Consider the following 14748-nt stretch of genomic DNA (forward strand, 5'->3'; position numbering starts at 1 on the left):
CGCCCGCACCTGCGAATGGCGAGCCGACCAGGCTATCAGTGCGCGTGCGACCTCGGCGCACCTCGCTCAGACCACGTCGACGAAGATCGGGTTCGCGTAGAACCAGGTGTCCAGCCACGGGTCGCCCTCACCGGCACCGTGCCGGATCGGCCCCGCGGGATCCACGGAGGCCCCGTGGTAGCCGGTGCCGTTGCGTTTGCCATCACTGCCGCGGAACCGCACGTAGAACGGCCGTTCGACGCGCTCGAAGACGTGTGTGAGAGTGAACGTGCCGCGTCGGGCGGTGGTGTCGAACCGGTGGACGACCCGCGTCTCCGGCGCGCGCATCGCGTCGGCATCGGCAGCCGGTCCGGTGATGGGTCCCGCGATGAGGTCGACGTGTGCAAGCTGCGGGAGGATGCCGGCGGCGTTCACGTAGTCGGTCGTCGTGACGGTGATCGTCAGCACCACATCCTGGCCGCGCTTCGCCGTGAGGCGTCCGCCCAGGGTGACGCTGCGTCCGGCCGCATTTCCCCAGCCGCCTCCCGCGCCGTTGCCGCGGCCCCTCCCCTTCCCGGGCATCGTGAGCTGCGCGCGCACGTCGAAGCCGCTCAGCAGATGACCGTGGTCGACCCACATGCGTCCCCGGCGCATGGCGTCGAGCACGCCAGCGTAGGAGCGCGTCGTCACACCGGTGTGCAGGCGCGAGAACTGACCCGGCCAGAAATCGCTGCCGCCCTGGGGCACGCCGGTGTCGATCGGATCAGGGCGCTTGCCGAGCACCGCCCAGCGGTCGTACTCGCTGGGCAGGCTCGCGTACGGCTCCCCGTCGGGATAAGGCCCGGTGACCCAGGTGTCCTTCGCGGTGAGGTGATTGTCGGAGTTCGACGTGATCCAGAACGGCTTGCCCTCGGCGAGCAGTGCATCCCACAGTCCGCCGACCGTGGCGGTGGCCCAGTCGAACCCGCCGTACGGACGGTAGGCGTCGGCGGGATAGCCCGGCCAGCTGTCGGGACGCGGCGAGTTGACGTACTCGCCGCGCTGATCACCGGGGCCGGCGTGCTGGCTGATCGCCGATGCCTGGGCGCCGGGCGCTCCCTCCATGCCGATCATGATGTCGGGAGCGGCGTCGCGCCAGAGCCGGAACTCGTGCGGCGAGTCGATGCCGAGGCGCATCGGGTGGTTCGCGAGCACCACGGCGTCGCCGACGACCCCTGCGCGCTTCTGCGCTCCGAGCCAGGCGATGGCCTCCGCGGCGCGACGCTCGAACTCCGCGGCCTGCGCGGCGTCGACCGGACGCTCCCAGCGATTGAGCTTGCCGTCCCACGCGAGCTCGAACGCCCGCAGCGTACGGGCGTCGTCGGCGCCCGGCTCCACGAGCACGGTGGCGTGCTCGGCTCCGGGGATGTACCACTCGAGGCCCTGGAACAGCAGCATCCCGCGCGTCTCGCGCTCATGCTGGATCTGCTCGCGCGCAGACGCCAGGCCCCGCTCGGCGTGCGCGACGTTGCTGTGCTCGGTGAACGCGAGCCAGTCGATCCCGTAGCGCTGGGCGGCGTCGAGCTGCTGGGCGATCCGGTACTTGGCGTCGTGGCTGAACTGGGTGTGCACGTGGTGATCGCCGACGAGCCAGTTCAGCGCCTCGGGCTCGCCGGCGGTCGTCCCGGCGAACGTGCTGGCCGAGGCCGGCGCCGCGCTCGCGTTGCCGGCCATGGTGGCGACGGCGCCCGCTGCGAGGGCGATACCGGCTGTGCGGAGCATCTCGCGGCGCGAGAATCCGAGCTGACGAAGCTCGGCGTCGGTGTCGATCGGGAGGGCGCCGTGGGTGTCGTGGTCGAACATGCGGAGATCCTTCGGGTCGGGTCGGAACTCCGCACCCTAACGACCGCGAATGGACGGCCGGGAAACATCCGATGTCCTCCTGGCGAAGCCCCGAGCATCACCCGACCGCGCGCGCCGCGCGCTTCTCCTGCTGGAATGCGCGCAGAGCCTCGTAGCGGTCGGCCGAGCGCGCCTGGCGCTTGGCCGCCTCCTCCTCGCGGCTCTTCGGCGGCGCCGTCGTCACGAGACCGGCGAGCAGATGCCGTGTGGCGTGAGCGATCTCCTCGACAGCACGATCGAAGACCTCCTGATTCGCCTTGGACGGCTTCGTCGTCCCTGCGATCTTCCTCACGTACTGGAGCGCCGCGTCGTGACACTCCTCATCGGTGGCGGCGGGCGCGAGATTGTTCAGCGGAACGATGTTGCGGCACATACCCGCACGCTACGCCGCGCACCCGACATCCGGAAGCCCTCGGATCCGACGACGGCAGAGGGCCGGATGCCCACGGCTTCCGGCCCTCTGCGCGAAGTGCGTCAGCGCTTGTAGTTGGGCGCCTCGACGACGATCTGCACGTCGTGCGGGTGCGACTCCTTGAGCCCCGCCGCGGTGATGCGCACGAACCGGCCGCGCTGCTTGAGCTCCTCGATGGTACGGGCACCGACGTAGAACATCGACTGACGCAGACCGCCGACCAGCTGGTACGCGACCGCGGAGAGCGGGCCCCGGTACGGGACCTGGCCCTCGATGCCCTCGGGGATCAGCTTGTCGTCGCTGGGCACGTCGGCCTGGAAGTAGCGGTCCTTCGAGTAGGAGGTCTGCTTGCCGCGGGTCTGCATGGCACCCAGCGAGCCCATGCCGCGGTACTGCTTGAACTGCTTCCCGGACTGGAACACGATCTCGCCCGGCGACTCGTCGGTGCCGGCGAGCAGCGAGCCGAGCATCACGGCGTCGGCGCCGGCGACGAGCGCCTTCGCGATGTCGCCGGAGTACTGCAGGCCGCCGTCCGCGATCACCGGGATGCCGGCGGGACCCGCGGCGAGCGACGCCTCGTAGACGGCCGTGACCTGCGGCACGCCGACGCCGGCGACCACGCGGGTGGTGCAGATGGAGCCGGGACCGACGCCGACCTTGACGGCGTCCACGCCCGCGTCGACGAGGGCCTGAGCACCCTCACGGGTCGCGACGTTGCCGCCGATGACGTCGATGTGGGCGAAGGACTCGTCCGCCTTGAGGCGCTTGACGAGGTCGATCACGCCCTGCGACTGGCCGTTGGCGGTGTCCACGACGAGCACGTCGACACCGGCGTCGCGCAGCGCCTCGGCGCGCTCCCACGCGTCGCCGAAGAAGCCGATGGCCGCGCCCACGCGCAGGCGGCCCTGCTCGTCCTTGGTGGCGAGCGGGTACTTCTCGCTCTTGTCGAAGTCCTTGATGGTGATGAGGCCGGCGAGCTTGCCGTCCTCATCGATCAGCGGCAGCTTCTCGACCCGGTGCTTGGCGAACAGCGCGATGACCTCTCCGGCCGCGACGCCGACCGGAGCCGTGACGAGGTTCTCGCTGGTCATGACGTCCTTGACGAACGTGGTCTGGCGCTCGAAGCCGGAGACGAAACGCATGTCGCGGTTGGTGATGATGCCGACGAGGCGGCCCTCGTCGTCGACGACCGGCAGGCCCGAGATGCGGTACTGGGCGCAGAGCCTGTCGACCTCTTCCACGGTCGCGTCGGGGTTCGTGGTGATCGGGTCGGTGATCATGCCCGACTCGCTGCGCTTCACGCGGTCGACCTGCGCGGCCTGGTCGGCGATCGAGAGGTTGCGGTGCAGGATGCCGATGCCGCCCTCGCGCGCCATCGCGATCGCCATGCGGGCCTCGGTGACGGTGTCCATCGCGCTGGAGAGCAGCGGGGTCGCGACCGAGATCCGGCGCGTCACCCGCGACGAGGTGTCCGCCTCGCTGGGGATGACGTCGGTGTGCCCCGGGAGGAGCAGCACATCGTCGTACGTGAGTCCGACGAAGCCGAAGGGGTCGTGCTGGTCCATGGATGCTCCTCCTGCGCTGATGGCGCTGTTCCGGGTGCGTGCGGGGGTGAACGAGGGCCGGGCGAGCCGGGAAATCGTATGTAGATTCTAAGCGAGACACGCCCGAGAACATTCCCAGGGACCGGCCCTCGCTCCACCCGTATAGGAGATTCGCGGATCGCGCACTACGCTCAAGTGCGTCGTCCATCGCTGCGGTTCACACCCGATGCCGCAGCGGGAGCACTCAAAGTGGAGGTTGCGTGGCACCCACAACATTCGCCGTGCATCGAAAGCGCCCCTGGCTGGTCGCGCTTCTCGGCATCCTGATCGCGCTGTCGGCGTTCGTGCTGACGCCGCCCTCCCCGGCATCCGCCGAGGAGACGGACGACGGTCAGGAGATCACAGACTTCTACTTCGGCGGCATCATCACGTTCGAGGACGAGCCCGTCGAGGGCGTCGTCATGACGATCAAGGGCAGCGGCTTCGAGGGCGAGACGGAGACGGATGCCGAGGGCAAGTGGCGCCTGTACGTCCCCGAGAAGGAGAAGTACACCCTCACCGTCGACGAGGACACGCTCCCGGAGGGCGTGATCGTCGACGCCGCGCAGCTGCCGGAGGGCACGCAGCCGATCGCCGGCACCACCGCGTCCTTCGAGGTGGAGTTCGGCCTCACCGGCACGAAGATCATGAACCTCTTCCTCGGCGAGGGCGAGCGCATCACGGTCACCTTCATCGACCAGCTGCTCTCCCGCCTGGTCGGCGGGCTGAACTTCGGCCTGCTGCTCGCGCTGGCCTCGATGGGCGCGGCGCTGATCTACGGCACCACGCGCCTGTCGAACTTCGCGCACGCCGAGATGGTGACCTGGGGCGGACTCGTCGCCCTGGTCACGACCTCGTTCTGGCACCTCCCGCTCTGGCTCGGCATCGTCGCCGCCGTCGTCGGCGGCGGCCTGTTCGGCTGGGCGATGGATGCCGGCCTCTGGCGTCCGCTGCGTCACCGCGGCCTCGGCGTCGTGCAGCTGATGATCGTCAGCATCGGGCTCTCGCTCGCGCTGCGCTACCTCTTCCAGTTCCTCATCGGCGGCGGCACCCGGCAGCTCCCCGGCGCGAGCCCCGCCCCGATCCAGTTCGGCCCGGTCTCGCTCTCGTACATCGATCTGATCGGGATGGGCGTGAGCATCGTGGTCATCATCGGCGTCGCGTGGTTCCTCACCCGCACCCGCATCGGCAAGGCGACCCGCGCCATCTCCGACAACCCGCAGCTCGCGGCGGCGTCGGGCATCGACGTCGACCGGGTCATCCGCTACGTGTGGATCCTGGCCGGGTCCCTCGCCGCGATCTCCGGCATCCTGTGGGCATACTTCCGCCCCGGCGTGAAGTGGGACATGGGAGCCCAGATGCTGCTCCTGATCTTCGCCGCGATCACGCTCGGCGGCCTCGGCACCGCGTTCGGCGCCCTGTTCGGCTCGCTCATCGTGGGCATCGCCGTCGAGGTCTCCACGCTCTGGATCCCCTCCGACCTGAAGTACGCGAGCGCTCTGCTGGTCCTCATCGTGATCCTCCTGGTCAGGCCCCAGGGCCTGCTCGGTCGCAAGGAAAGGTTGGGCTGATCATGGACTTCGGAAGCATCTTCTCCAACACCGCCGTCTATCTCCTCAGCCCGGTCACGATCGCCTACGCCCTGGCGGCGACGGGTCTCGCCGTCCACTTCGGCTACGCCGGCCTGCTGAACTTCGGCATGGCGGCCTTCATGGCGATCGGCGGCTACGGCTACGCGATCTCCGTCCTCAGCTTCGGCCTGCCCTGGTGGGTCGGCATGCTGATCGGACTCCTCGGCGGCGCGCTGTTCGCGATCCTGCTCGGCATCCCGACCCTGCGCCTGCGCGCCGACTACCTCGCCATCGCGACCATCGCCGCCGGCGAGATCGTGCGCCTGCTGTTCACCACCCAGGTCTTCGACGAGTGGACGAACTCCGCCGACGGACTCGCCCAGTACAACGGCGGCTTCCGCGACGCGAACCCGTTCCCCCCTGGCACCTACGGATTCGGCCCGTGGACCTTCAGCGCCGACGACCTGTGGAACCGGGTCTTCGGCCTGGTGCTGCTCGGCCTCGCGATCGCCCTGGTGTGGTCGCTGATGCGCAGCCCCTGGGGACGTGTGCTCAAGGGCATCCGCGAGGACGAGGACGCCGTGCGCTCGCTGGGCAAGAACGTGTTCGCCTACAAGATGCAGGCGCTCGTCGTCGGCGGCGTGATCGGCGCGGCGGGCGGCATCGTCTTCGTGCTCCCCTCCGCCGTCGTCCCCGGCAGCTACACGACCTCGCTCACGTTCTTCCTGTGGACGATCCTCCTCCTCGGCGGCGCGGCCACCGTCTTCGGCCCCACGCTCGGCGCGGTGCTGTTCTGGGTGGTGTACTCGTTCCTCGCCAACATGCTCCCCGCTCTGTCCCGCGCAGGCATCCTGCCGATCACCGACAACCAGGCGTCCACGCTGGTCCAGATCCTCATCGGCGTCTCGCTGATGCTGCTCGTGATCTTCCGCCCGCAGGGCATCCTCGGCGACAAGAGGGAGATGACCTTTGTCAAGTGAACTGAACCCGGAAACGCCGGCGACCGGCAGCATCCGTCGCCCGAAGACGACCGGACTCGCGAAGGGGCCAGCGAAGCCCGGCGTCGCCAAGGTCGACCCGATCATGGTCGTGGACGCCGTGCAGCGGCGATTCGGCGGTCTGACCGCCGTCGACGTCGATCACGTCGAGATCCCGCGGGGTGCGATCACGGCCCTCATCGGACCGAACGGCGCCGGCAAGACGACCCTGTTCAACCTGCTCTGCGGCTTCGACAAGCCCAACAGCGGCACCTGGTCGTTCAACGGCACCAGCCTCGCCGGCGTCCCCTCCTTCAAGGTCGCCCGGATGGGCCAGGTGCGCACCTTCCAGCTCACGAAGTCGCTCTCGCTCCTCACGGTGCTGGAGAACATGAAGCTCGGCGCCCCGCATCAGCGCGGCGAGGGCTTCTGGTCGAGCCTGTTCCCGTTCCTGTGGCGCAAGCAGGACAAGGAGATCGAGGCGAAGGCGCGGGAGCTGCTCACCCGCTTCAAGCTCGACGCCAAGGAGAAGGACTTCGCCGCCTCGCTCTCGGGCGGTCAGCGCAAGCTGCTGGACATGGCCCGAGCACTGATGAGCGATCCGGTTCTGGTGATGCTCGACGAGCCGATGGCCGGCGTCAACCCGGCGCTTACGCAGTCGCTGCTCGACCACATCCTCGACCTCAAGGAGCTCGGCATGACCGTGCTCTTCGTCGAGCACGACATGCACATGGTGCGCCACATCGCCGACTGGGTCGTCGTGATGGCGGAAGGCCGCGTCGTCGCTGAGGGCCCGCCGGAGGAGGTCATGGAGGATCCTGCGGTGGTCGACGCCTACCTGGGCGCGCACCAGGACGTCGACCTCGGTGCGGTCACCGGACGCATCCCCGTGCTCGCCGACACCGCAGCCATCAAGCTCCGCGAGAAGATCGAGGCCGAGGCAGAGGCCGAGCTGGCCGCGGAGAACACCGAGGAGGGAACCGCATGAGCGACGACACTTCGACCGGCTCAGCGCAGGGACCGGACGACCGCGACGTCGTGGTCGAGCTGACCGACGTGCACGCCGGTTACCTCCCCGGGGTGAACATCCTCAACGGCGCGAACCTCGTCGCGCGGCAGGGCGAGCTCATCGGCATCATCGGCCCGAACGGCGCAGGCAAGTCGACGCTGCTGAAGGCGATCTTCGGCCTCGTGAACGTGCGCGGAGGCGAGATCACCGTGAACGGCGAGAGCATCGTCGGGCTGAAGGCCGACAGGCTCGTCAAGCGCGGTGTGGCCTTCGTCCCTCAGACGAACAACGTGTTCCCCTCGCTCTCCATCGAGGAGAACCTGCAGATGGGGCTCTACCAGAACCCGAAGATCTACGCGGAGCGCCTGGAGTTCGTGACCGGCATCTTCTCGGAGCTCGGCAAGCGCCTCAAGCAGCGCGCCGGATCGCTCTCCGGCGGCGAGCGCCAGATGGTCGCCATGTCGCGCGCGCTGATGATGGACCCTTCGGTGCTGCTGCTGGACGAGCCGTCGGCCGGCCTCTCCCCCGTCCGTCAGGATGACGCGTTCATCCGCGTCTCCGACATCAACAAGGCCGGGGTCACGACCATCATGGTGGAGCAGAACGCCCGCCGCTGCCTGCAGATCTGCGACCGCGGCTACGTGCTCGACCAGGGCAAGGACGCCTACGAGGGCACCGGACGCGACCTGCTGAACGATCCGAAGGTGATCGGGCTGTACCTGGGCACGCTGGGCACGGACGCAGCCTGAGCGCACGAGACGTGAGGAGAGGGCGGATGCTGCGGCATCCGCCCTCTCCTCACGTCTGCGCTCCTCGCTCGAGGACCGTGGCATGACGAAGGCCCCGGATGCGCGCATCCGGGGCCTTCGCTCAGCTCTCAGTTCGTACGGGTGATGAGGTTGTCGTCGCCCTCGTACTTGTAGGTGCCGATCGTGGCGCCCTGCGGGTCGCCGTTCTCGTCGAAGGTGACCTCGCCGGAGTAGCCGTCGTAGTCGGCCGTGCCGCCCCCGTTGATGATCTCGGCGCACTCGGCGAAGCTCGTGCACTTCTCGCCGTCGCCGGAACCGCCGGAGACCTCCTGCATCTTGGCCGCGATGTCCGCGCCCTCGGTCGAGCCTGCGGCGAGAGAGGCGAGCGCCACGAGGACGACCGCGTCGTAGGCCTCAGCGGCGTAGGTGAAGTCCTTCACCTCTTCGTTTCCTGCAGCCGTCCACGACGCCTGCAGGCGCTCGACGAAGTCGTCCTCCAGCGCGGGTCCGGGCTTGGTGCCCTGCGCGCCCTTGAGCGAGAACGAGAAGTTGGTGTCGGGCTTCGCGCCGTAGTCGGACAGGTTGCCGTCCACGAGGTACCACTTGTCGGGCGTGATGCCCGCGTTGAGCAGCAGCGGCGCGATGGTCTTGAACTGGTCGAACGACACGATCGCGACGGCATCCGGGTTGGCAGCCTTGATGGTCTCGACCTGCGCGTCGAACTGGCCGTCGCCGACGTTGTAGGAGGCGTTCGCGACGACCTCGCCGCCGGCACCCTCGAACGTCTTCTGGATGTTCTCGAAGAGGCCCGTGCCGTAGGCGTCGTTCTGGTAGATGACGCCGAGCGTCTTGTGGCCGTCCTCGGCGATCAGGTTGCCGAGCACCTCGCCCTGCAGCAGGTCGCTGGGTGCGGTGCGGAAATAGAGACCGTCGTCGTCCCAGTCCGTGAAGTCGGGACCCGTGTTCGACGCCGAGATCTGCAGGATGCCCGCGCTCACGTTGCCGTCGAGGATCAGGCGGGAGACGCCGGATGCGGCGGCGCCGACGATCGCGGAGACGCCCGCGCCCTGCAGCTTGGTGATCGAGGTCTCGAACGCCTTGGTGTCGGTGTCGCCCTCGTCCTCGGCGGTGAGTTCGATGGTGACGCCCGCGTCGGCCTCGTTGATCTCCTCCACGGCCAGTCCGACGCCGGATTCCATGGGCGGGCCGAGGAAGGCCAGCGCACCGGTCTGCGGCAGCAGCGAGCCGAGCTTCAGCGTGAGGTCGGCGGCCGGCTTGTCGCCGCCGTCTGACGGCTCCTCGCTCGGCGTGCTGCTGCAGCCGGCGATGACCAGTGCGGATGCGCTGAGCAGCGCGATCCCGGCGAAGACCCTCGCGGTGCGCGAGCCCTTCAGTGCGTTCATGATGCTCCCTTGCGTAACTGAACGTGGATTGTGACCACGGTCGGGTGCTCTAACCCTAGAGCGTCGTGCCCGCGCGTGGTGGGAGCTTAGATTTCGGTGCGTTAACGATCCGGCACCGGGTTCCGCCCCGGCTGCACCTGAGGATCAGACGAGCTCGGCCTGCGCCGTGCGCCGTCCCCGGCGCCCCGCCGTCAGCAGGTCGATCACGAACACGACGATCGCGAACCACACGAGGATGAAGCCGATCCAGCGCTCCGCCGGCATCGGCTCCCCGAGCACGACCACGCCGATGAGGAACTGCATCACGGGGGTGATGAACTGGATCATCCCGATGACGGTGAGGTTCACGCGTCGCGTGCTCGCCGCGAACAGCAGCAGCGGCACCGCCGTCGCGACTCCGGCGAAGAGGAGCAGCACGACGTGCCAGGGGCCGTTCGCTCCCATGCTGATCCCGGCCGGGGTGGTGGCGACGATGACCAGCTGGACCACCGCGATAGGGATGAGCCAGAACGATTCGAGCGTGAGCCCGCTGACGGCATCCACGGCCGGCCCGATCTGCTTCTTGATGAGCCCGTAGACGCCGAAGGTCGCCGTGAGGGTCAAAGCGATCCAGGGGAAGGATCCGTACGCGACGACGATGACGACCACCGCGACCGCGGCGATCGCGATCGCCGTCCACTGCAGTCCGCGGATGCGCTCCTTGAGCACGAAGACGCCGAGCAGAACGGTGGTGATCGGGTTGATGAAATAGCCGAGGCTGGTCTCGACGACGTTCCCGGTCAGGGTGCCGATGACGAAGACCTGCCAGTTGACGTAGATGAGGACGCCGGCGAGCGCCGTCCACCCGAGCAGCCGCGGCTGCCGGACGATGACCCCGAAGGCCTGCCAGCCGCGGGTGACGGTGAGCAGGAGCAGGCAGAAGGCGAGGGAGAACAGCACCCGCCAGGCGACGACCTCCCACGGGCCGGTCGGTGCGAGCAGCAGGAAGTACAGCGGGAAGATCCCCCAGAGCAGGTAGGCCGCGACCCCGTAGGCGACTCCGGAGGTCTGTCCGGAGCGCGGCGAGGTGACTGTATTCATAATGCAACCTTATGCCGGGATGGATGTGAAAGAGCCCGGATGCCTGAGCATCCGGGCTCTTTCGAGCGACCTGGGCCGCTGAGATCAGCGGACGACGACCGCCAGGACGTCGCGAGCCGACAGGACGAGGAACTCGTCTGCGCCGAACTTCACCTCGGTGCCGCCGTACTTGCTGTAGAGCACGCGGTCGCCGACGGCGACGTCGAGCGGGACGCGGTTGCCGTTGTCATCGATGCGACCGGGGCCGACCGCCACGACCTCGCCCTCCTGGGGCTTCTCCTTGGCGGTGTCGGGGATGACCAGGCCACTCGCGGTGGTCTGCTCGGCCTCGACCTGCTTGATGACGATGCGGTCCTCGAGCGGCTTGATGGAAACCGACACGGTCTACCTCTTCTTTCTTGACGCTGACACGAAAGACTCGTTCGCACTCTCAACCCGAGAGTGCTAACGCCAGTCTAGGCGGTCGGCTGGCACTCATGCAATGCGAGTGCCAGCGCCGCGGGACGAGAGACACCCGCCTAAGCTGAGGAGGTGGAGATGTCCGAGCTGCGCGCACTGCTCACGCCCGAGGGCCTCGAGCTGCTGGACGCGCTCGGCCCGATCGATTCGGTCGCCGAGGTGGCGACGGCGGTGTCGCGGCTGCGCGCCGCTGGGCACTCCCCCGACCTCGTCTCGGCCGTCGTCGGTCAGGCGCGCCTCCGCGCGAAGGCCGAGGCCAAGTTCGGGGAGTTCGCCGGGCGGATGCTGTTCACCCGCGCGGGACTCGAGCAGGCGACCCGGCTGGGCGTGGCCGCCCGGCACGCGCAGCGGATGCGCGCGGCCGGCATCACGAGCGTGGCCGACCTGGGCTGCGGCATCGGCGGGGACGCACTCGCTTTCGCGGGCGCCGGTCTCGACGTGCTCGCCGTCGACGCCGACGAGGTGACCGCCGCCATCGCCGCGTACAACCTCGCACCGTTCGGCGCGAACGCCGCGGTCGTGCATGCGACCGCGGAGGGCGCCGATCTCGGAGGCCCGGGAAACCGCGCTGTCTGGATGGACCCGGCCCGACGCACCTCCGGCCACAGCGAGACCCGGCGCGTGTCGGCCGACGACTACTCCCCCTCTCTGGACTGGGCCTTCGACCTGGCCGCGCGCATCCCCACCGGGATCAAGCTGGGGCCAGGGCACGACCGGGACGCGCTCCCCGCCGACGCGGAGGCGCAGTGGGTGAGCGCGGACGGCAGCGTGGTCGAGCTCGTGCTGTGGACCGGCGCGCTCGCTCGCGAGGGCGTGCGCCGCGCGGCGCTGGTCATCCGCGGCGAGCGCTCGCACGAGCTGACGGCGGGGGCGGATGCCGAGGACGCCCCTGTCCGGGAGCTCGGAGCGTTCGTGCACGAGCCGGACGGAGCCGTCATCCGCGCCCGGCTCATCGGAGACGTCGCGCGGACCCTGGATGCGGGCATGGTCGACGAGCGCATCGCCTATCTGACGTCGGATGCCGCGCTGACGAGTCCGTTCGTGCAGTCCTTCCGCGTGCGGGAGATCATGCCGGCGAATCCGAAGGCGATCAGCGCGGTGCTGAAGGCCCATCGGATCGGCACCCTCGAGATCAAGAAGCGCGGCATGGACGTGGATCCCGCGGCGTTCCGGAAGAAGCTCACCCTCAAGGGCGATCAATCAGCGACGCTGATCCTCACCCGCATCGGCGACCAGCGCCGGGCGATCCTCGCCGACCGGGTGCCGGCGGCCGGGTAGGCGTCAGGGCTCCGCCGTCTCCGGCGTGACCTCGATCGGATCGCCGTGCTCTCCGCCGAGCTCGAGCGGATCGGCAGAGCCCTCGGACGGCGCCGCATAGCGGATGATCGTGAACACCCCGGTGCCAGGCCCGAACTCGTACTCCGTGTCGCCGACACGGAGTCTCAGGGACTCCTCCTCGGCGCCGATCGGGCCGCAGCTCACCTGTGTCTCGCCGTCGACCACGACAGCGAGACAGGTCTCGTCGCCGCGCCAGCCCTGCCACACCGGGAGGTCGCGGTCATAGCCGATGATCTGCAGGGCGGATCCGGCGAACCCCTCCTCCTCCAGCACGCGCACGGCGACGAGCTGCTCCTCGGTGTACTGACTCTCCCACCCCCCGGCACTCATCACCGAGCGCTGCACGATCGTCACCGGCTCTCCGGAGATGTCGGCGACGATCGACGCCCACACCATGACGGCCTCGCCGTCCTCCTCGAACTCGATCGACGTCGTGAGTCCATCGAACTCGTACTCCTTCGGCGGCTCATCCACGACTCGGCACTGCGCTCCCTGTCGCTGCTCATGGGTGATGACGATGCACTCGCGAGCTCCGCCGTCCATCGTCGCGCGCCAGACCGCTACGCCGTGCTTCTCGCCGACGAAGCGGACTGACCCGGCATCGTAGGCGCGCTTCTCGATCATGGCGAGGGCATCCTGCTGGCCCGCGGGCACCGCGGACGGCAGCCCCGGCCGGCCGAAGAGGAGCCATCCGGCGGCGAGACCGATGATCACCAGCGCCGCGGATGCCGCGGCGACAGCCTTCCAGTACCGACGCAATGCGCTGTGAGAACCCGCGGGCGGCGCGGCCGCGTCGACGCCCCGTTTCAAGGGCGCGCCCTGCTCGGTACTGCTGGCGTGCAACGTCGCCGCAGTATCGCGTTCCCTGACATCGGAGGCCTCCGCTCGGGAGGAGTTCGCACGCTCGGGAGGAGCTTCTGCCTCGATTCCTCCGCCCGAACGCGGGTTCTCCTCCCGCACGCGCGCGGCGTCCCATGCCTCGGCTCGCGCGCTTCGGGCGTCCTCGAGTTCGCGGAGACGCGCCGCTTCGGCATCCGTCAGTCCGCCGTCGCGTCCGTAGGCCTTGTGCTGGAGCGTCCGCAGCTCCTCATCGTCATTCGGAGGCATCGCCGGGCTCGATCCCCCTGGTGAGGGTGAGGTACGACGATCCGCCGCCGTACACGTACTCGAAGCGGGTGAGCTCCCCGTCCTTCTCGTCCTCGCGGTCGACGATCAGCGAGCCGCCGCCCTGCCACAGCTCCTCCGTGTCCGCGCAGTCCATCGCAGGATCGGGCTCGGAGCCGTCGTAGATGAGACACTCCTGCGGCTTGTTCGTGCGCAGGGCGAGCCACACGGGCACCTCGCCGTCGTAACCGACCACCCGGATCGATCCGGCGTCGAAGCCCGACTCGCGGAGAGTCTCCGCGATCGCCTCCTCCTCCTCGGTCGCGTACTGCATCGCCACGCCGCTGTCACCGACGACGTAACTCGAGACCGACACCGCCGGGTCGCCTTCGGCGTCGAGCAGGATCTGTGCGAACACCTCGCGATGATCCTCGCCCGCGGGCGTGCGGAACTGACCGAAGAGCCCTCCGACCGCGGCATCCTCCGCCGGAGCACAGGACGGGCTGGTGTTCTCCCCATCGCTGAGGATGACGCAGGCGAGCGTGCCGTCCTGTTTCGTCGCGTACCAGACGACGGCGCCCGCCTCCTCGCCGATCGCACGGAGGGAGCCCGCGTCGTATTCGGCGCTCGCGAGGAGCTCGTTCTGCCATTCCTGCTGTTCGCCGGTGAGCGCCACGGGCGGCGGCTCCCGGTCCCCGAACACGGCAGCGCCGAGCGCGACCCCTGCGGCGGCGATGAGCACCGCCCCGACGATCATCGTTCGCGGGCGGGGACTGCGGAACCGGCCGGCGGATGCCGGTGGCCCGCTCTCGCCGTCGTCGGTCGTCGCATCGACCGGAGGCGCCGGGCCATCCCCCGCAGGCAGTTCCTGCGCGCCGGCATCCGCTTCGTCCTGCGCCGCACCGGAGGAGTTCGCATGCCGGGGAGGAGCCTCCGCCGGGATTCCTCCGCCCGGACGTGCGTTCTCCTCCCCGACGAGGGAGGCACCGGAGCGCGGCACCTCCTCCCGAACGCGGGTGTCGACGGAGTGCCGAACGTCTTCGCCGCCGGAGCGCGCGGAGCCCGATGCGGCTGCTGCTCCGCGCAGCGCCCTCTGCAGCTCGTGCAGCCGTGCCGCCTCGGCATCCGTCAGTCCGCCGTGACGACCGTACGCCCGTGCCTGCAGGGTGCGCAGCTCGTCGTGCTCGGCCGAACCCGGCATCG

The 14748-nt window shown here is 69.2% G+C and carries 13 protein-coding genes; 5 read left to right on the forward strand and 8 right to left on the reverse strand.

Annotated elements, in window-relative coordinates; translation table 11 throughout:
* Positions 1–66: 66 nt before the first annotated feature.
* The 3 genes from G6G98_RS06645 to guaB form a co-directional block, all read right to left on the reverse strand.
* Positions 67–1821, reverse strand: a complete 1755-nt coding sequence (locus G6G98_RS06645) for a PHP domain-containing protein (RefSeq protein ID WP_067349549.1) — start codon at positions 1819–1821, stop codon at positions 67–69.
* 97 nt (positions 1822–1918) lie between these two features.
* Positions 1919–2233 (reverse strand): DUF2277 domain-containing protein, encoded by a 315-nt coding sequence (locus G6G98_RS06650; protein WP_067349544.1) that lies wholly within the window; start codon positions 2231–2233, stop codon positions 1919–1921.
* A 101-nt stretch (positions 2234–2334) separates the two neighbouring features.
* Positions 2335–3837, reverse strand: a complete 1503-nt coding sequence (gene guaB, locus G6G98_RS06655; protein ID WP_067349541.1) for an IMP dehydrogenase — start codon at positions 3835–3837, stop codon at positions 2335–2337.
* A gap of 239 nt (positions 3838–4076) precedes the next feature.
* Here guaB and G6G98_RS06660 point away from each other — a divergent pair, with 239 nt between their 5' ends.
* The 4 genes from G6G98_RS06660 to G6G98_RS06675 all read left to right on the forward strand — a co-directional run bounded on the left by G6G98_RS06660 (position 4077) and on the right by G6G98_RS06675 (position 8161).
* Complete coding sequence (locus G6G98_RS06660) at positions 4077–5426, forward strand: branched-chain amino acid ABC transporter permease (protein ID WP_243842024.1); 1350 nt, start codon at positions 4077–4079, stop codon at positions 5424–5426.
* Between the two features lie 2 nt (positions 5427–5428).
* Positions 5429–6406: a branched-chain amino acid ABC transporter permease gene (locus G6G98_RS06665; protein ID WP_067349535.1), complete on the forward strand. Its 978-nt coding sequence runs from the start codon at positions 5429–5431 to the stop codon at positions 6404–6406.
* Between the two features lie 103 nt (positions 6407–6509).
* Positions 6510–7391: an ABC transporter ATP-binding protein gene (locus G6G98_RS06670; RefSeq protein WP_243842057.1), complete on the forward strand. Its 882-nt coding sequence runs from the start codon at positions 6510–6512 to the stop codon at positions 7389–7391.
* Complete coding sequence (locus G6G98_RS06675) at positions 7388–8161, forward strand: ABC transporter ATP-binding protein (RefSeq protein ID WP_067349530.1); 774 nt, start codon at positions 7388–7390, stop codon at positions 8159–8161. Before G6G98_RS06670 ends, G6G98_RS06675 begins: the two co-directional genes overlap by 4 nt.
* 128 nt (positions 8162–8289) lie before the next feature.
* Here G6G98_RS06675 and G6G98_RS06680 read toward each other — a convergent pair whose 3' ends face one another.
* From G6G98_RS06680 to groES, 3 genes are all read right to left on the reverse strand, one after another.
* The gene (locus G6G98_RS06680) at positions 8290–9564 is read right to left on the reverse strand and encodes an ABC transporter substrate-binding protein (RefSeq protein ID WP_067349527.1); all 1275 of its coding nucleotides are present in this window, start codon (positions 9562–9564) and stop codon (positions 8290–8292) included.
* A 144-nt stretch (positions 9565–9708) separates the two neighbouring features.
* Positions 9709–10644 carry an EamA family transporter RarD gene (gene rarD / locus G6G98_RS06685; protein WP_067349523.1) on the reverse strand — a complete coding sequence of 312 codons (936 nt, stop codon included), beginning with the start codon at positions 10642–10644 and terminating at the stop codon, positions 9709–9711.
* Between the two features lie 84 nt (positions 10645–10728).
* Positions 10729–11025 (reverse strand): co-chaperone GroES, encoded by a 297-nt coding sequence (groES, locus tag G6G98_RS06690; RefSeq protein ID WP_017203655.1) that lies wholly within the window; start codon positions 11023–11025, stop codon positions 10729–10731.
* Positions 11026–11175: 150 nt separating this feature from the next.
* Here groES and G6G98_RS06695 point away from each other — a divergent pair, with 150 nt between their 5' ends.
* Positions 11176–12381 carry a class I SAM-dependent methyltransferase gene (locus G6G98_RS06695; RefSeq protein WP_164233050.1) on the forward strand — a complete coding sequence of 402 codons (1206 nt, stop codon included), beginning with the start codon at positions 11176–11178 and terminating at the stop codon, positions 12379–12381.
* Between the two features lie 3 nt (positions 12382–12384).
* Here G6G98_RS06695 and G6G98_RS06700 read toward each other — a convergent pair whose 3' ends face one another.
* Complete coding sequence (locus G6G98_RS06700; RefSeq protein ID WP_164233048.1) at positions 12385–13200, reverse strand: hypothetical protein; 816 nt, start codon at positions 13198–13200, stop codon at positions 12385–12387.
* 334 nt (positions 13201–13534) lie between these two features.
* On the reverse strand, positions 13535–14746 hold the full coding sequence (locus G6G98_RS06705; RefSeq protein WP_067349513.1) for a hypothetical protein: 1212 nt from the start codon (positions 14744–14746) through the stop codon (positions 13535–13537).
* Positions 14747–14748: the final 2 nt, after the last annotated feature.

The organism is Microbacterium hydrocarbonoxydans (assembly GCF_011752045.1).
Taxonomy (GTDB): domain Bacteria; phylum Actinomycetota; class Actinomycetes; order Actinomycetales; family Microbacteriaceae; genus Microbacterium.